Consider the following 17,745-nt stretch of genomic DNA (forward strand, 5'->3'; position numbering starts at 1 on the left):
ACTACCAAGCGTTGTCGGTGATTTAAAAGGTCTGATGTAACAGGGGTGTGTTTATCGATGGCTGCGGTCAAGACAGGGTTATCAAGGAAACTCTTAGCCAGAGTGTTGTCAGTGTACTTTTCTCTCACGCTGCTAGTGACGGTAGGACAGATCTTTACAGAATACCTCAGCACGAAAAATCACGTTGAAGGCGAGCTTCAAACGCTAAAAAACACCTTTTCTTCTAGCCTGACCCGCGCTTTGTGGGAACTTAACCACGACCAAGTGCGTGCCATCGCCGAAGGCCTTATGTCATTGCCTATTGTTGAAGGGCTTCAGGTTCGTGGTGAAAACGGTAACTACATTGCCGAGTACGGCATCCGTGCTCAGCGCTCTCCTGCTCCGGTTGACCGTGAAATAATTGAAGATCATCCCGGCGGCGTATTTAGCTACAGCTTCCCACTAGTATTTAAATTCTCAGGTCGCGAATCTACGGTTGGCGACGTTACCTTGTATTCTAGCTTTGATACTATTTTTAGCCGTATTGAAGTAGGCGTATTTTTTCTTATCGGTAATGCGTTAGTAAAAACCACCTTTCTGGTCTTCTTGTTCATGACCGCATTTCGCACCATGCTTTCTGAACCGCTGCAAACCATTACCGAGCAAATGGGTAATTTCGATCCTCAACACCCAGAAGAGAGCAAACTCAGCATAAAGCTCGATGATGACAACGAGCTATTACAGCTTAAGGAATCTTACAACCACGTTATTGACGACCTGATTATTTCAAACAATAAGCTGAAAGACGCGCAGAATGAACTCACTCTTGCCAACAAGAAGCTAGACGACCAAAACCTGATTTTAGAACAAGAAGTGGCAAAGAAAACAGCGTCGTTGTCTCAGATCATGCTCGACTTAGAGCAGCAAAAAGACGAGCTTATTGCCCACCAGCGAGAGCTTCGCCAAGAAAACGAAAATCGTCAGTATATAGAAGCCGAACTGCGCAAACGTAACCAAGAGCTAGCCAGTTCGATGGATACACTTCATCAAGCGCAAGAGCAATTAGTCGAGTCGGAGCGCATGGCGTCGCTTGGCGGTCTGGTGGCCGGTATCGCGCATGACGTAAACACGCCATTGGGCGTGAGTGTGACCGCAGCCAGCTTTCTACAAGAGCGACTGAACAATTTAAAGACCGACTTCGAAGATAAAAGCCTGACCAGTAAGAACATGGCAAGCTTCATCGATGAAGCAGAACAAACTGCGCTATTACTTTTAAGTAACCTAGAACGCGCATCTGATCTTATCGCCAGCTTTAAACAGGTGGCCGTTGACCAGACCAGTGAAACCGAGCGCGAATTTGTGTTGGGCGACTATATTAACGAAATTATTCAGTCACTTAAGCCAAGTTTTAAGCATACTGAACATCAAATTAACGTATCCTGCCCCGACAATTTAGTTGTGACCTGTGCACCCGGCGCCATCGCTCAAATCGTTACCAATATGGTGGTTAACTCAATTACGCACGGCTTTGAAGGCAAAGCGGCCGGCTCTGTAACACTAGATGTAAAGGAAGATGGTAATAATGTTGTGATCCACTACCAAGATGACGGAAAAGGTTTAAGCGAAGAAGAGCTCAGTAAGTTGTTTGATGCCTTCTTTACTACCAAACGCGGAGAAGGTGGTAGCGGTCTAGGCACACATATTATGTACAACTTGGTTACACAGTCACTGCATGGGCATATAGAGGCCGACAGTACGCTTGGCAACGGCTTACAGTACACCATTCGTTTTCCGAAAAAGAGTGCTTAACCTTTCTTGCCACTATCAATCTAAGGTGCCCGCTGTCTAGGGCCTTTTATTCAATTGCACCGCGAGTCTTACGTTGGTAGGCTTGCGCCCTATTTTTATCAAGAGAATGCTTACACTATGTGGTTTAAAAATGTAAAAGCCTATCAAATTACTCAGCCGTTATCGCTAGACGAGGGCGATTTAGAACGTGCCCTTAACGAACACGCTTTTCGCCCGTGCGGTAGCCAGGACTTAGCAACCATGGGGTTCGCCTCTCCGTTTTCTCAGGCGGGTAAGCAAGGCACCATGTTCCATGTTGTTCAACAGCGTTTTTGGATAACCCTAAAGAAACAAGAAAAGATCTTGCCCGGCGCAGTGGTAAATGCCGAGCTTGACGAAATGGTGGCCAAAATTGAAATGGAAACCGGTTCGCCGGTTGGTAAAAAAAGCCAAGGCAGATCTTAAACAAGAAATTCAAACCCGCTTGCTGCCCCAGGCATTTACGAAAAACACCTACACTCACGGCTTTATTTCGCTCGCTGACAACTTAGTCGTAGTTGACGCATCATCTGATGGCAAAGCCGAAGCCTTTTTGGCCATGGTAAGAAAAGCCATAGGCTCACTTCCAGTAGTGCCATTTACGCGCAGAAGCCTTCAAAGCGAGCTTACGCACTGGGTTACTGAGTCAACACCAGAAGGTGTAGGTCTACTTGAAGAAGCTGAGCTTAAATCTACCGATGACACTGGCAGCGTTATTCGTTGTAAGAACCAGCCGCTAGACAGCGAAGAAATTAGTATTCATCTGGATGCCGGTAAGCTGGTTCAAAAGGTTGCATTCGAATATGCAGAGACGTTGACGGCTATTATGTGTGAGGATGGCGCCATTAAACGTGTTAAGTTCACCGATCGCATAAAAGAAGAAACTGACGATGTGCCAAAAGATCAGGTTGAAGCGCGCCTTGATGCAGAGTTCGCGCTTATGTCAGCCGAAATTTGTACACTGCTTAACTTCCTTCGTGGTGCGCTTAATCTTAACGACGATAGTTTATAAACTTATGGCAAATAAATATTAAGCCGATGAAAAAGATAGCCTAGCGCTATCGAAAAGCCTAATTACCTAGGGGTAGTTAGGCTTTTTATTAGGTCCTGTTAATTAACTTGCTTGTTTGAACTGGCAACCGTCATTTAGCGCAAATACTTCTTAGCTTTTTTCCTAGCCTTTTTCCTAGCCTTTCTCCTAGCTTTTGCAAGGAAGTTGCCCAACCGCTTTAAGTGGGATAGTGAATAACCACAATAAAGCGCGTTTCTCCTACTTCATCTCGATAACCGTGGGGCTGGTCTGCGCGTAATATACACTGCTCTTGCGCTTGATAGGTTTCCCATTGACCATCTTGCAAAACCCCTAACTTTCCTTGTAGTACGTGAATATGTTCGGTGACGCCTATTTGATGCGCCGAAGAGTGCTGCTCATGAAAGTCCGTTAAGCATAGTTCAAACATTTCAAACTGGGTGGCTGAGTTAAACGGAAATAGCGTTTTTATGGTTACGTTTGGGTCGTTAGCGAACTTGTTGTCGGCATGTTGGGACGTAGGTGCGGTTTCATCACCTGACAAGAAAGAAGAAAAAGAACACGCGAGACCGGTTGCTATCTTCCACAAGGTAGCGATTGTGGGGCTAGACTCGCCTCGTTCTATTTGCCCCAACATGGCTTTAGACACTCCCGTCAACTGCGCGGTTTTATCAAGGGAAAGCCCCCGAGCTTTACGAACAGACTGCAGGTGGTGTGCAATACTTCTTGAAATAGCAGAAGGCTGCGCATTTGCTTTTGTCATGTAATGAAGGCCTTTTATTTTGACGCTGAGTTTAATAAACCAGTTGTGCGCTATAACGCACAGATGTTAAGTTAACTATTGTACGTTATAGCGCACAAAAAGGTAGAGTAGCACATTCGATAGACACTAAAAGCGTGTTTCATCGCTCGGTCGATTACAAATCGAAATTCCATCACGAGGGTTTTCATGAGCAAGTGGAAGTTAAGTCATATCAGCGCAGGGCTAACCGCGGTTACAGTAGGTTACAGTAGTTCTGTTGTCATTATCATTGATGTAGCGCGTAAAGCCGGCGCCAGCGACGACATGGTAGTGAGTTGGTTGTTGGCGCTTGGGCTCGGTATGGGCATTACCTGCATTCTGTTTTCGTGGCTATCCAAACTGCCCGTTGTTACCGCTTGGTCTACCCCTGGCGCGGCTTTTTTGTTAACCAGTATCGGTGACTACCGTTTAAGTGAAGCCATTGGTGCATTTATACTATGTGCCTTGCTTTCTCTTGTAACTGCGCAAAGCCGTAGCCTGCTCAAACAAATAAGTCGGATTCCCCCTGCAATCTCATCGGCGCTTTTGGCCGGCATTCTCTTACCTATATGCCTTGCGATATTCAGTGATGTTAATGACGCACCGTACTTAGTTGCGTTATTTATCGCGGCTTATTTAGTAGGAAGTCGACTATTTCCCCGCTATCTTATGCTGTTGTTGCTGATCATGTCGGTGACCATTAGCTTGTTTATGAGTAGTGCAGATGGTGTGGTTGCTCTATCAAGCGACTCACCAGGGCTGCCATCAATATTCACCCTGCCCGAGCCTATTTGGGTAACGCCCACTTTCTCACTGAGTGCTGCCATTGGATTAGCATTTCCCCTTTTTCTTATCACCACGCTTTCTCAAAACTTGCCAGGCATAGCTATTCATCACGCCCATGGCTATACGCCCGACCACAAACCCATTTTGTCAGGCATTGCCATTGTTCAAGCCCTATTAGCACCTTTCGGTGGTTTCACCTTTAACTTAGCGGCGATAACGGCAGCGCTATGCATGGGCGAGCAAGCGGATGATGAAAAGTCGCAGCGCTATAAAGCCGCTATAGCAGCGGGGGTGGCGTATTTGTTCATGGGGTTATTAGCGTCTGTGGTCGTTGCGCTATTTGTGAGTATGCCCAGTATCATTATTCATCTGCTTGCTGGACTAGCCCTATTAGCTACGCTGCAAGGAGCGGTGGTTCGCGCCATGGAAGTAGAGCACCACAGGGCTCCTGCGTTGCTTACCATGCTGTGTACGGCGTCAGGATTTAGTTTATATTCTATGACTTCAGCGGTATGGGGATTAGGATTAGGTTTATTGCTACTTTACGTTCAAAAGAAGCCTGTTAGCGCGTAGCAGCATTTGTTTGCTTTATGCTGTTTCATTGTCAGCTTTCCATTTTTCAGCTTTTCATAACGAAAAGGCCGGTACTGAAGTTATGCTTCAGTACCGGCCTTTGCAGTATTTTTTAGCTTAAAACACTTACAAGAAGATCTGCTTCGCTGCGCTTGCAAGCTCTTCAAACTCATCAGAATGAAGCTCGCCCATATCTTCAACCACACCGCGCTGAATAGCTAAGTTTAAGATCGCATCTTTTTGACTGTCTACCGCACCTGAAACTGCAGCGCCAACACGAACGAAATCAATGTAGGTTAACTCTTCTGGCATGTAGCTTAGGTCTTTCCAATTTTTTGAAACATTAACGAAGGTTTCTCCGAAGCCCCACTCTGTCATAATGCTTGCACCAATACGGCCAGCTAATTTATCGATTGCCACTTCAAGGAATGAAGGGTTCGCAAAGACTTCAGGGTGACGCTCAGCCTCGGTCAAAATAGGCAGAACACCAATGTTGTGAACCAGTGCCGCTAGTGTCATGGTATCCATGCTCATTTCACGCTTTTTGGTACGCGCTATGTAAAGCTGAAGCACCGCCATAGAGTTAGCCACGATATTAACTGTATTTGCCCACTCTTGTTGTAAATAGCGTGCAACTACATCGTTTTTAGAAACGAATAATTGCTCCATAGCGAGTGCAGTAGAGATGTTTTTAATTTGGCGTAAACCAATTCGTGTAACCGCTTGGCTGATAGAAGTAACTTTTACGCTACGTCCCATATAAGCACTGTTCGCAATTTTGATCATTCTTGCGCTAAGTGATGGATCTTGACCAATCACATCTCCCATCGCGTTTAAATTAATGTCGGGATCGTCTGCCGCTTTGCGGACTTTCAATGCAATAGCAGGAAGCGTAGGAAGGACGAGTGTGTCATTGTTAATTTTTTCAACCAAAATGGTTGAAAGCGCGTTCTGTGTAGACATATTTCTACCCTTAGAAAGTTCCAAATAGCCTCGTGAAGGCGATAGGTTGCTTTACCAGTTAATCATCTTGACCACCAGCAAAACTGATGACTGAAATAGATTCGATGTTTGTGCGTTGCATTCCGTACGTTAACTTACATAGGCCTCTATGCTTCACGCTAAAATACAAACCGTTTATTGTTTTATTATGGTATTTCTATCACCATACTATAGTAGCTCTTTAGTTTCGACCAACTAAAAAAATACAGTGTCGATGCGAATTATTAGCAACGGCAGAACCACCAGAGCTTTTTTAAAGTATAGTCAACTGGTAGCAAACCACTATTGATATTAAGCAAATATTTTTCATACTTTTGTATTAAATCAAAAGCATAGCTATAGTGAGCTATCTATTCACCGCCCGCATACTGTAAATCAATGCGGTTAAACCACACGGTAAGAGTCATTATGAAAAAAACAATTACAACTTATTCTCCTATTGCAGCTGCAATAGCGGGTTTATTTATGCTGACCGCGTGCAGCAAAAGCGCCGATACAACACCAACTCAGACAGCAAAGCCTGAAACCGCTTCCGAGCAAACCTTACTTGTTGATGAGTCTCGCTTGTCTATTTATCACGGCGTAGATCTTACCAGCGATTTGTCACACCTTAGTGACAATCAACACAAAATGCTTTCACTGTTAATTGATGCATCGAAAATCATGGACGACTTGTTCTGGAAACAAGCGTTCTTTGAAGATAAAGATGCATTTCTTTCGTCAATTAGTGACGAAAAAGTTCGCCACTTTGCAGCGATAAACTATGGACCTTGGGATCGCTTAAATGGCGATACACCTTTCTTAAGTGGCTATGAAGACAAAGCGCTGGGCGCTGAGTTCTACCCCCATGATATGGAAAAAGAGGAATTTGCCACGGCAGATTTTGGCGACAAACAAGGCCTTTATTCCATGGTGAAGCGCGATGAAGCGGGCAACCTTTATTCGGTGCCTTATTCTGAAGCCTTTAAAAGCGAATTAATGAAGGCGTCTGACTTACTTAAAAAAGCGTCAGAGCTTGCTGAAGATGAAAGCTTTAAACAATATTTGCAGCTGCGTTCTGAAGCCCTACTATCAAACGACTACCTGGCTTCTGACATGGCGTGGATGGATATGAAAACCAACCCTGTTGAGCTGGTTATCGGTCCTATTGAAAGCTACGAAGATCAACTCTTTGGCTATCGCGCAGCGTTTGAAGCCTATGTACTTATTAAAGACTTAGCATGGAGTGAAAAGCTAGCTAAATACGCGGCCTTCTTACCTGAATTACAGCAAGGTCTTCCGGTTGCTGAGGCATATAAAGCGGAAATGCCAGGTTCTGATGCAGACCTTAACGCTTATGATGTTATTTATTATGCCGGCCACTCTAATGCAGGCAGTAAGACTATTGCGATTAACTTGCCCAATGATGAGCGAGTACAGCTAGAAAAAGGTACCCGCCGCCTTCAGCTTAAAAACGCAATGCGTGCAAAGTTCGATACTATTTTGGTGCCTATTGCGGATACGTTAATTGTACCAGAGCAACGTGAACACATTACGTTTGACGCCTTTTTCGCGAACACCATGTTTCATGAAGTGGCACACGGTTTAGGGATTAAGAATACTCTAGATGGTTCAGGGACTGTGCGCGGAGCACTTAAAGAGCATGCGTCGGCTCTTGAAGAAGGCAAAGCGGATATTCTAGGTTTGTACATGGTACAAAGTCTTCTTGAAAAAGGTGAAATCACTGAAGGTACACTAGAAGATTATTACGTTACCTTTATGGCTGGCATTTTCCGTTCTGTGCGCTTCGGCGCAAGCTCTGCACACGGAAAAGCGAACATGATCCGCTTTAACTTCTTTGCCCAGCAAGGCGCCTTCGAGAAAACAGAAGACGGCATGTATCGCGTAAATATGGAGAAGATGGGCGCCGCAGTAGAAGCACTATCTGAACTAATCCTTACGTTACAAGGTGATGGTGATTACGATGGCGTAGCGAAGCTAGTAGAAACTATGGGTGTAATTAAACCCGATCTTGCTTCAGATTTAGCGCGCCTAGAGGCAGCGAGCATTCCAGTTGATATTCACTTCAACCAAGGTAAGAAAGTACTGGGGCTTGCTAACTAAGTAAGTACTGTACTCATAAAATAAAAATGCCGCCCTGAGATAACTATCAAGGGCGGCATTTTTGTATTCCTATCTTTCCACGCTACTCTACGTGTTGCTTCATATTTTCAGTGTAAGGAGGCCAGCCTAGCGGTTTGCCTGCCAACACGTGAAGGTGAATGTGATATACCGTTTGACCACCGTATTCATTACAGTTCATTACCGTACGAAAGCCTTGGTCAGCAAACCCTTGCTCCTTTGCAATTTTTGCTGCAACAAATGACAAGTGCCCCACCACTTCGCGATCTTCTTCGGCTATATCATTTACCGTTGCAATTTGCTTTTTCGGAATAACCAGAAAGTGAGTCGGTGCCTGAGGGTTTATATCTTTAAACGCCAGCGCCAATTCATCTTCGTACAATATGTCCGCTGGAATTTCCTTGCTGATGATTTTGTCAAATATTGTTTCTGCCATATCTCACTTCCCTTACCAATTAGGTGATTACCAATTATGTTAGCAGTGTTAAAACATTTGCCTGCGAACATAATTAAAAATTAAGTGCTATTGCGCGGCGCAGGGGCATCTCATGCGAATAGCACCTTCATACGAAGCACCCTCATACGAAGCCCCCTCATACGAAGGACAACGCCCTTTTTCTTTACTTAAGCGAAAACAAACCACAGTAGTATTACGCCCAACGCCAAGCGATAGATAACAAAAGGCAGCATGCCGATACGCGATATCCAGCTTAGGAACAAATAGATACAAAGGTAGGCGCTTACGAATGAAAACGCCGCGCCATAAAGCAGCGCATACCAGTCTACCGCTTCGTTGGCATTAAGCAGGTCGAGAGTGGCCAAAAGCCCCGCGCCTAAAATAACTGGAATAGACAGCAAAAAGGAAAAGCGTGCACACGCTTCGCGCTTAAGGCCTAACATCAAACCTGCGGTCATCGTAATACCTGAGCGAGATGTACCAGGAATGAGTGCCAATACTTGGGCTAACCCGATATAGATGGCTTGCTTAAGTGTCAGTCCTTCTAGCTCTTGTTCGCGTTTTGCAGTGGCATCGGCGTACCATAGCAGCAAACCAAAAATAATAGTGGTACCTGCTATTACCAGCGCCGTACGTGCGTTTTCTTCTATCCAGCCTTTCATTAAAAAGCCAATAATAACCGCTGGAATAGTTGCCACAATAACGTACCAAGCAAGCTTACTGTCGGTAGATTGTTGCTTGCTAAACCCTTGTGTTACCCAAGCTACGGTCATCTGAGCGATTTCTTGACGAAAATAAATCATAACCGCAAGCAGGCTTCCCACATGAACGGCGACATCAAACGCTAAGCCCTGACTTACCCAACCAAAAAGTTCAGCGGGCAACAACAAGTGTCCAGAGCTGCTGATAGGAAGAAATTCAGTAACGCCCTGAATAATTGCTAAAATAATAATTTCAAAAAGTGTCATTCCTTTGCTTAACTCCAAGTAAAGTCAATCGGCCATAATTGCTGTTTCTGTTTATCAAAGTTTTGCCACATTTTGGCATAGGTTTCTTGCGTTTCAGGGTGAATGTCGTTGGGAACAAGTTCAGCTAACGGCCAAAGCACAAACGCGTTGTAGCAAATCTCTTCGCGAGGTAAAACCACAGGGGTTGTGGTCACCTTACTATCATAGGTAAGCAAGTCGAGATCAAGGGTTCTGGCACAGAATTTTTTGTCTGTATGCACCCTGCCATTGTCTTTTTCAATGGCTTTAAGAATTGCGCACACTTCCACAATACTTTTTGACGTCGTCGCCCGAGCAGCGGCGTTATAAAAAGGGCTGCCGTTAAAGCCCACCGCTTCGCTTTCGTAAACCGAAGACACTGTAACATCAGAGAAGTGTTGTTTTAGGGCAACCAAAGATTGCTTGGTGTAATGCTCACGTTCAATATTAGAGCCAATGCTGATTAAGATGGTGTGTTGTGACATTAATTGCGCTCTTTACGCATCTCAACAGCAACCGTTTGCGCATTGGGAAGGATATTAGGCTTAACAATTTTAAGCGTTATTGACGCAACGGTGAAATTATCAAGAACGGCGTCCATCACTTTATTACCTAAAGCTTCAAGTAGCTCAAATGTGCTTTCTTTGCCTACTTCTACAATACACTCTGCCACTTTTGCATAGTCTACAGTGTCTGCAACATCGTCGCTTTGCATCGCAGCGCTTAAATCAACATCAAGTGTTACATCAAGAAGTAGCTGGGTGGTTCTTACTCGCTCCCAATCATAAACACCAATCAGGGTGTCTACTTCAAGCCCTGTTATATAAATTTTTCCCATGGAATTTTTCATCTTGTACTGTTATCAAACCAGTTTATCGCCGTTTTTATTAGCCCTACTACTGGTCTTACTACTGCGCTTTCACCCACATATTGCTGGTAAACGGTGGTATATCGCGTTTGGATGGAGTAGCTTTACGCTTGTGTGGCACAACTATACCGCTGTATGACAACTGGGAGCAACCAAGGTTTCACAATTTAATGCGACTAAAGCCCATTGAACTTTCACACACCAAATTTAACGTAATAAAAGGCAATATTTTTAATAATTAGAATGACAAAATGATTTCGCTAACTCTTTTGATGATCGCTGTTGCCTATCTTTTCGGTTCACTTTCAAGTGCTGTGGTTATAAGCCAGCTGTTTGGTTTACCAGACCCAAGAACCGCCGGCTCTAAAAACCCAGGTGCTACCAATGTGTATCGACTGGGCGGTCGTGTTCCAGCACTCCTCGTGCTTGTCATGGATATACTAAAAGGCACTATTCCCGTTTACGGCAGTTACTTTCTGGGCATAGAGCCAATCATGTTAGGCGTCATTGCTATTTTCGCGTGCTTGGGGCATATCTTTCCGCTCTATTTTGGTTTCAAAGGTGGAAAAGCCGTCGCCACTGCGTTTGGCGCTATGCTCCCTATAGGCCTCGATTTAGCAGGTTTGCTTATTTTGAGTTGGGTAGTAGTGGTGTTTCTTACGGGCTATTCTTCATTAGGCGCGCTTATCGCAGTATCTCTTGCGCCGTTATTTACATTTTTGATTAAGCCTTTATATACCGTGCCCGTGGCAATGCTTTCGCTGCTTATCATTCTACGCCACAAAGACAACATTGCCCGTCTTTTAGCGGGCAATGAAAGTAAAGTATGGGATAAGGGAAAAGTTAAAGAGTAAGCGCCTTTTCCAGCACATCTAACTTACCATCTATCGGCGTAACCGGCGCAATGCCAAGTATTTTGGCCAACGCAGGATAAACCTCCAGGTTGCTAAACACAGGTAGGGTGGTATTCGTTTTAAACGCAGGTCCCACTGCTACAAACGTCGCCCCCATATCAGGCAGCGTGTTCATGTAGCCATGCCCACCTTTACTAATATGCATGCTGTTGGCGTTTTTAAAGCGTGCTGGCGGGGCTATCTCAATAATAATATCGCCGGTTCTATTTCCCACTTCCATATGTCGCTCAGCGCGCTGGGTATCGTTAAGCACAATGTAACGGTTTTCGGCTATATGGGTAAGACGCTCTATTTCTTCGGTGATTTGTTTATCGTTCACGCCCACTTTGGCGTAAAGATGAACTTGCGCTCCCTCATTTTCAATAATGAAGCTATCAGGTATAGATAAAGACTCAACTTCTATAAGCTGACTTTCATCAATGGGTGTCATGCCGTGATCCGACACCACTACCAAGTTTACCGGAAAATCTAATGCGTTAATGCGTTCATAAAGTTGACCAATAAGCGCATCCACTTCCTGCACCGCATCATTGGTTTTGTCGGCAAAAGGTCCTTCATCATGTCCAACCGAATCGGTAAGCGAGAAATAACCCGCAATAAAGCGAGGGCGCGACACCTCAGGCAGTTTCAACCAAGTTATAATTTGATCTACCCGCTGCTGGTAATCGGCGTATTTAGAGTAGTGATAGAAGTAGCTAGGCAAGGTACCTGATATGCGTGAATCAGACTCTGGCCAGAAGAAGGTAGCTGCCTTCATGCCATGATATTCCACTAAGTTCCATAGCGGCGTTGCCGTAATCCACGTGCTGTCCATGCCGCCGTAACCCAGCTTGTACTGCGCGTAGCCTTCTTTCGTTGGGCGAGACTTATCAAAAAATCGATTGTTCACGATGCCGTGGTGTTTAGGTAATAACCCAGTGATAAGTGAAATATGGTTGGGAAAGGTATTTGAAGGATAAACAGGGGTCATAGACGACGCTCTTACCCCTTTCTTTGCAATAGCACCAAGGTGTTGCGCGTTGTGTAATTCGATATAGTCGTGGCGAAATCCATCAAGAGAAATGAGCACGACATACTGATCTTGCTGCTCTTGCTTCAGGCCTTTTACAAAGTCATTCAAGGGTGCTTTGCTTGATGCAAATGCATTGGACGCAGTGAGCGCTGCAAAGGTAAGCGAAATAAATAACGACAATGCTAAATAGAATAGCGGTGCATTTTGTTTTGTTCCGTCTGTTGCTAAGCGCATGGTGTTTAACGTCCTTACTCAATGTTCATTTTAGTAAAACAAAAGGCAATGGAATGCGCTCCCATTGCCTTTTATTTATGCTTTTTTATTTTACCTGCTTGCTATGCTCAATATTTCCCCAGTGAACTTAGGGAAGACATAGTAGCGTTTACAACTAGGTGTGGCGCCTAATTACCGGTTTTTTATGAATACCTAAATCGCCGATAAAGTATCAAGGGGCCAGCGCGGCTTGGCTTGTGAGGATAACGCCAAGGTTTCCCCAGCTTTCAAACGCTGCATGCCCGCATAGGCAATCATGGCACCATTGTCTGTACAATACGCTAAGCTAGGATAAAACACCTCACCTTTTAGCTCTTGCATCAGGGCTTTCATCTCACTGCGCAACATTGTATTTGCACTTACGCCGCCAGCAATAACCAAACGCTTCATTCCCGTCTGCTTTAATGCTCGCTTACATTTTATAATAAGCGTATCAACGACTGCTTCTTGAAACGCGTAGGCAATATTGGCTTTAATTTGCTCAGCATCACCACCAGTTAGGTCAGCATCGCGAATGGTGTTCGCCGCAAAGGTCTTTAAACCACTGAAACTGAAATCTAGTCCAGGTCTGTCGGTCATCGGGCGAGGAAACTTATAGTGTCCCGCTTCTCCCTTTTCAGCCAATTTTGCTAAAAGAGGGCCGCCTGGGTAATCAAGGCCAAGTAACTTGGCGGTTTTATCAAAGGCTTCACCAGCGGCATCATCAATAGACTCACCAAGTACTTCATATTGACCAATGCTTTCGACTTTAACTAGCATTGAGTGGCCACCTGAAACCAATAAAGCAACGAAAGGAAATTCAGGTGCGTCGTCTTCAAGCATAGGCGCTAATAAATGCCCTTCCATATGATGAACGCCCACTGCTGGCACATTCCACGCGTAGGCCAATGAACGCCCGACAGACGAACCCACTAACAATGCGCCCACTAAACCGGGGCCTTGGGTAAAAGCAACGCCGTCGATCTCTGATGGTTGGGTGTTAGCGTCTTCCATAGCCTTTTCAATTAAAGGAATGATCTTTCTCACGTGGTCCCGTGACGCAAGTTCAGGCACAACACCACCATAGTCTGCGTGCAGCTTTACTTGGCTATATAGTTCGTGCGACAGCAACCCTTTTTCATCGTCGTAAACGGCGATGCCAGTTTCGTCACAAGATGTTTCTATTCCTAAAATACGCATGGGGAGTAACCCTTTTACTACTAACTTCAATGCTTCGTTTTTGGATTTGCTGTCGTCTTTTTATCACAACACGTGTTCACACAATTGTTGAGAGCCATAATGACTAAGCAAATATCAAAACTGAGAAAATAATTCTGGCGATCTGATGCGATCATCTTTATGATCCCGCCGCGATCATAACACTACCCTAGTCAGGATCATCTGATTCCACACTTTTGATCACCATTTTTCAAAAGGGAATTAAGCAAGAGAACATTCTGAAAAGGGCGCTTATACAAGCCGAGTTAAACAACACGGTGCTTAACGAGCGCAGAGTTTACCTTTAATCCTGCATTCATGGAATGCCAGTGAACAGGTAAATGAACGGTAAATGCACAATATTGGCTATTTTTTGGCAATTCATCCTTTACTTTCTCTGTAGATATGATTAGAATTTCGCACCATTTTTAACCCGGGTGGCCTTTTTAGCGCACAATTTTACCCGGATTTACACAGTAAAAGTTTTGAGGTGAGTGTTTAATGCCTATCGTTAAAGTTAGAGAAAACGAGCCGTTTGATGTGGCGCTGCGTCGTTTTAAGCGTTCTTGTGAAAAAGCAGGTGTTCTTTCTGAAGTTCGTCGTCGTGAATTCTTCGAAAAGCCAACTTGGGAACGCAAGCGCAAGAAAGCTGCCGCTAAGAAGCGTCATCTTAAGAAGCTAGCTCGTGAAAACGCACGTCGCGTAAAACTCTACTAATATAGGGTTAAGTAACGAGTCTGAAAGGTGTTGCAATTGCAGCACCTTTCGCGTTTCTGGGCCTCTATTTTTTGGCCTTATTCTTATCGACTCCATTTTTTCCTTTTCAAATGGTTGCATTTGATTTTCAACCTGGGGCTTAATAATACCAGTCCGCATAGATGATTATCCACTCAGCGAGATTTAAAATGTTCGTAATCGCGGCGTGTTACCGCAGGTATAGTGGTTCTACATCAAGGTGACACAACAAAGAGTACGGACATTTTAAACTCTTCCTTCGAGAAGGTCTGGCAAGCTTCCTAGCTTCATTCTGGGAATTTGAAAGGGAACACATTCCTGCATTCCCACGCTTCGCTAGGAAACTTGCCAGCGCCTTCTGAGTGGGCAATGATCTATGCGGATTGGTATAAACTCTACTAATAAAAAATCAGGAAACATCATGGCACTAATTGATGATTTAAAAGCAGCGCAAAAAGATGCGATGCGTGCAAAAGAAAAAGTACGTCTTGGTACTATTCGCATGGCAATGGCTGCCATTAAACAAAAAGAAATCGATGAACAAATTACGCTAGACGACAGCGCAATCTTAGCGGTACTGACCAAAATGGTTAAGCAGCGCCAAGACGCGGCTGCACAATATGACGCAGCAAACCGCGACGACCTAGCTAGCAAAGAGCGTGAAGAAATCACTTACATTGAAGATTTCTTACCTCAGCCTTTGACTGACGATGAGCTAAATGCACTTATCGACGAAACCATGGCTGCGACCGGAGCATCGGGTATGCAGGATATGGGTAAAGTCATGGGCGCCTTGAAACCTAAGGTTCAAGGCCGCACCGACATGGGTGCTTTGAGTGCAAAAATTAAGGCGCGTTTGAACGCTTAAACTCTGACCTTTCGTAAAAGAGAAGCGTGTAGAAGGTGTGCATTGTCACACCTTCATTGTTCTCATTTTTACACTTCCCTGTTAAAGTAGATTACTGTTTTCATAATGTTGTAGCCTGTCGCTTGAAGCGCAGTTACGACTTGTGCTTTTCTCATTCTTTTTGAACTAGATCTTTTTTAACTAACCCTTTTTGAAAGTACCCTCATGGCTGGAAAGATACCTCGCGATTTTATAGACGACCTGCTGTCACGTACCGATGTGGTAGAAGTGGTAGATAGCCGAGTTAAACTTAAAAAAGCAGGTAAAAACTACCAAGCGTGCTGCCCTTTTCATAACGAAAAGTCGCCATCTTTCACTGTTAGTCAAGACAAACAGTTTTACCACTGTTTCGGCTGTGGCGCTCACGGTAACGCTATCTCGTTTATTATGGAATTCGACCGCTTAGAATTTGTCGAGGCGATAGAAGAGCTAGCGCGCTATCACGGGCTTGAAGTCCCCCGTGAAAAGGGCAGTCGCCCTGCCATGAGCGAAGAGAAAAAGCAGCAACAGCAAGACGATTACGCAGTAATGGAGCAAGTTGCACGCTTTTTCCAGCATCAGTTACGCCAAAATGGTAATAGCAAAAAAGCCATCGACTATTTGAAAAACCGTGGATTAAGCGGCGATATCGTTAAGCAATGGGAAATTGGCTACGCGCCAGACAGTTGGGACGCGTTGCTAAATACCTTTGGCAAAGATCAACAGCGCATCAAGCAACTGGTCGATTTAAAACTGGTCAATAAAAACGACCAAGGACGTACCTACGACTTCTTCCGCGACCGCATTATGTTTCCTATCAGGGACAAACGGGGTCGTGTGGTGGGTTTCGGCGGCCGAGTATTAGATGACGGCGGCCCTAAATACTTAAACTCGCCAGAAACCCGCATTTTCCACAAAGGCAGTGAGCTCTTTGGCTTTTATTCTGCCAGACAAAAAAATCGTAGCCTAGATACCGTCGTTATTGTAGAAGGCTATATGGACGTAGTGGCGCTAAGTCAATTCGACATTAATATTGCTACTGCTGCGCTAGGTACAGCTACCACACCTGAACATATTCAAATGCTGGTTCGCGCTACGTCTCACATTGTATGCTGTTATGACGGTGACCGCGCAGGGCGTGAAGCTGCATGGCGCGCGTTAGAAAACGCCCTGCCCGCGTTAAAAGACGGCGTACGTATTTCGTTTTTATTCTTACCCGACGGCGAGGATCCTGACACTATGGTGCGTCAGGTGGGGAAAGATGCGTTCATGGAAATGCTAGATGACGCTATGCCGTTATCCCGCTTCTTCTTTGAAAACTTATTAAAGACGCACAATGTGGGCACGCCAGAAGGTAAAATTGCCCTTAAGAAAGCGGCAATGCCGCTTATCGAAAGCACATTAGGTGATGATCAAAAGCAAATGCTGCTGGAAGAACTAGCCAAGCACACTGGCGAGTTCGATCGGTTTAAACTTCAGCAAGATATCACCAAAGCCAATCAAGGTTCGAAGCAAGCTTATTCTCCGAATCGCAATCAAGTAAACAAGCCTAAACTATCACCGCTTCGCATGCTGATACGCTTGCTGCTTGATAAACCTGAATTAGCCACACTATGTGAAGACGTTCAAATTGATATTTTTGCGGGCAGCAATGCTGCTGGCATGGATTTATTACGCGATGTGCATCGCTATTGCGTGAGTCACCCTCAAGCAAAAACCGCGCAGCTTGTTGAAAATTTCCGCGACCATCCCCATTCTTCTACTATCGCGAAATTATTGTTACAAGAACACTTGGTTAAAGACGAGGATGCTGAACGGGTTTACAACGACAGCTTCGCTCGCTTACTGGACGGGCATTTCGATAGCCGCATTGAAACCTTAATTTCACGCTCGCGGGTTCAGCCGCTGACACAGGCGGAAAAACAGGAACTGAACCTACTTATGAGGGAAAGACAGAAGAGTTAACCTTGGGCAAACTGACCTAGAGGTTAGCCTGTTCTTCTGTAGGCTTTTGCATAAGGCTTTTTTTAAACGCTTATGTTAGTGAGATTGAGTTAACGAGATTATTTTAGCAAGAATACGCGCTGTAAGTATGCGCTGTTTTATAGCTTAAAAACACTGGCTAAAAAATCGGCCATCAATCTGGTAACACCACCGTTTATTCTGCTATACTGGCTAATTCGCTGTGGGCACAGATAAACGTGTCTCATTCACTATAAAGTGAACAAAAATACAGCAGCACGAGTAGCAAAGATATAGCCGAACATAACGGGCAGATCCGAACCCGAGCTGATGTGCATCGCAACATAATGGTATAG

At 44.8% G+C, this 17,745-nt stretch carries 15 protein-coding genes and 1 pseudogene; 8 read left to right on the forward strand and 8 right to left on the reverse strand.

Annotated features, from left to right (window positions below; all coding sequences use genetic code 11):
• Positions 1–57 precede the first annotated feature (57 nt).
• The gene (locus tag KUL49_RS01545; RefSeq protein WP_041449809.1) at positions 58–1,788 is read left to right on the forward strand and encodes a HAMP domain-containing sensor histidine kinase; all 1,731 of its coding nucleotides are present in this window, start codon (positions 58–60) and stop codon (positions 1,786–1,788) included.
• Positions 1,789–1,905: 117 nt separating this feature from the next.
• Positions 1,906–2,818: pseudogene (gene rdgC, locus KUL49_RS01550) on the forward strand (recombination-associated protein RdgC).
• Positions 2,819–3,035: 217 nt separating this feature from the next.
• On the opposite strand, the gene KUL49_RS01555 reads toward rdgC, so the two are convergent.
• A complete protein-coding gene (locus tag KUL49_RS01555; RefSeq protein ID WP_131136064.1) occupies positions 3,036–3,599 on the reverse strand; it encodes a helix-turn-helix domain-containing protein in 564 nt (187 codons plus the stop codon).
• A 186-nt stretch (positions 3,600–3,785) separates the two neighbouring features.
• On the opposite strand from KUL49_RS01555, the gene KUL49_RS01560 reads away from it, so the two are divergent.
• Positions 3,786–4,976 (forward strand): benzoate/H(+) symporter BenE family transporter, encoded by a 1,191-nt coding sequence (locus KUL49_RS01560; protein ID WP_014975686.1) that lies wholly within the window; start codon positions 3,786–3,788, stop codon positions 4,974–4,976.
• Between the two features lie 126 nt (positions 4,977–5,102).
• Here the strand turns inward: KUL49_RS01560 and KUL49_RS01565 are convergent, their stop codons facing one another.
• Positions 5,103–5,939: an HDOD domain-containing protein gene (locus KUL49_RS01565; RefSeq protein ID WP_014948276.1), complete on the reverse strand. Its 837-nt coding sequence runs from the start codon at positions 5,937–5,939 to the stop codon at positions 5,103–5,105.
• A gap of 447 nt (positions 5,940–6,386) precedes the next feature.
• On the opposite strand from KUL49_RS01565, the gene KUL49_RS01570 reads away from it, so the two are divergent.
• The gene (locus KUL49_RS01570; RefSeq protein ID WP_131136065.1) at positions 6,387–8,081 is read left to right on the forward strand and encodes a Zn-dependent hydrolase; all 1,695 of its coding nucleotides are present in this window, start codon (positions 6,387–6,389) and stop codon (positions 8,079–8,081) included.
• 82 nt (positions 8,082–8,163) lie between these two features.
• Here KUL49_RS01570 and KUL49_RS01575 read toward each other — a convergent pair whose 3' ends face one another.
• The 4 genes from KUL49_RS01575 to folB form a co-directional block, all read right to left on the reverse strand.
• Positions 8,164–8,535 carry a histidine triad nucleotide-binding protein gene (locus KUL49_RS01575; protein WP_014948274.1) on the reverse strand — a complete coding sequence of 124 codons (372 nt, stop codon included), beginning with the start codon at positions 8,533–8,535 and terminating at the stop codon, positions 8,164–8,166.
• 188 nt (positions 8,536–8,723) lie between these two features.
• Positions 8,724–9,524 (reverse strand): undecaprenyl-diphosphate phosphatase, encoded by an 801-nt coding sequence (locus KUL49_RS01580; RefSeq protein WP_014948273.1) that lies wholly within the window; start codon positions 9,522–9,524, stop codon positions 8,724–8,726.
• Positions 9,525–9,532: 8 nt separating this feature from the next.
• Positions 9,533–10,027 carry a 2-amino-4-hydroxy-6-hydroxymethyldihydropteridine diphosphokinase gene (folK, locus tag KUL49_RS01585; protein WP_131136066.1) on the reverse strand — a complete coding sequence of 165 codons (495 nt, stop codon included), beginning with the start codon at positions 10,025–10,027 and terminating at the stop codon, positions 9,533–9,535.
• On the reverse strand, positions 10,027–10,380 hold the full coding sequence (gene folB / locus KUL49_RS01590; protein ID WP_014948271.1) for a dihydroneopterin aldolase: 354 nt from the start codon (positions 10,378–10,380) through the stop codon (positions 10,027–10,029). Before folB ends, folK begins: the two co-directional genes overlap by 1 nt.
• A 281-nt stretch (positions 10,381–10,661) precedes the next feature.
• Between folB and plsY the strand changes: the two genes are divergently transcribed.
• Positions 10,662–11,264, forward strand: coding sequence for a glycerol-3-phosphate 1-O-acyltransferase PlsY (plsY, locus tag KUL49_RS01595; protein ID WP_014948270.1), 603 nt, complete (start codon positions 10,662–10,664; stop codon positions 11,262–11,264).
• Here the strand turns inward: plsY and KUL49_RS01600 are convergent.
• Together KUL49_RS01600 and tsaD are read right to left on the reverse strand one after the other, a co-directional pair.
• Entirely contained in the window at positions 11,254–12,570 is a 1,317-nt protein-coding gene (locus KUL49_RS01600) for an ectonucleotide pyrophosphatase/phosphodiesterase (RefSeq protein ID WP_131136067.1), read from the reverse strand. The two genes, plsY and KUL49_RS01600, sit on opposite strands and share 11 nt — an antisense overlap.
• Before the next feature lie 192 nt (positions 12,571–12,762).
• On the reverse strand, positions 12,763–13,788 hold the full coding sequence (gene tsaD / locus KUL49_RS01605) for a tRNA (adenosine(37)-N6)-threonylcarbamoyltransferase complex transferase subunit TsaD (RefSeq protein WP_131136110.1): 1,026 nt from the start codon (positions 13,786–13,788) through the stop codon (positions 12,763–12,765).
• A 519-nt stretch (positions 13,789–14,307) separates the two neighbouring features.
• Between tsaD and rpsU the strand changes: the two genes are divergently transcribed.
• The 3 genes from rpsU (at position 14,308) to dnaG (ending at position 17,392) form a co-directional block, all read left to right on the forward strand.
• Entirely contained in the window at positions 14,308–14,523 is a 216-nt protein-coding gene (gene rpsU / locus KUL49_RS01610; RefSeq protein ID WP_012517258.1) for a 30S ribosomal protein S21, read from the forward strand.
• A 439-nt stretch (positions 14,524–14,962) separates the two neighbouring features.
• Complete coding sequence (locus tag KUL49_RS01620) at positions 14,963–15,409, forward strand: GatB/YqeY domain-containing protein (RefSeq protein ID WP_012517256.1); 447 nt, start codon at positions 14,963–14,965, stop codon at positions 15,407–15,409.
• Between the two features lie 204 nt (positions 15,410–15,613).
• Entirely contained in the window at positions 15,614–17,392 is a 1,779-nt protein-coding gene (dnaG, locus tag KUL49_RS01625; RefSeq protein ID WP_014975683.1) for a DNA primase, read from the forward strand.
• Positions 17,393–17,745 lie beyond the last annotated feature (353 nt).

The organism is Alteromonas sp. KUL17 (assembly GCF_006538305.1).
GTDB classification, from domain to species: domain Bacteria; phylum Pseudomonadota; class Gammaproteobacteria; order Enterobacterales; family Alteromonadaceae; genus Alteromonas; species Alteromonas macleodii.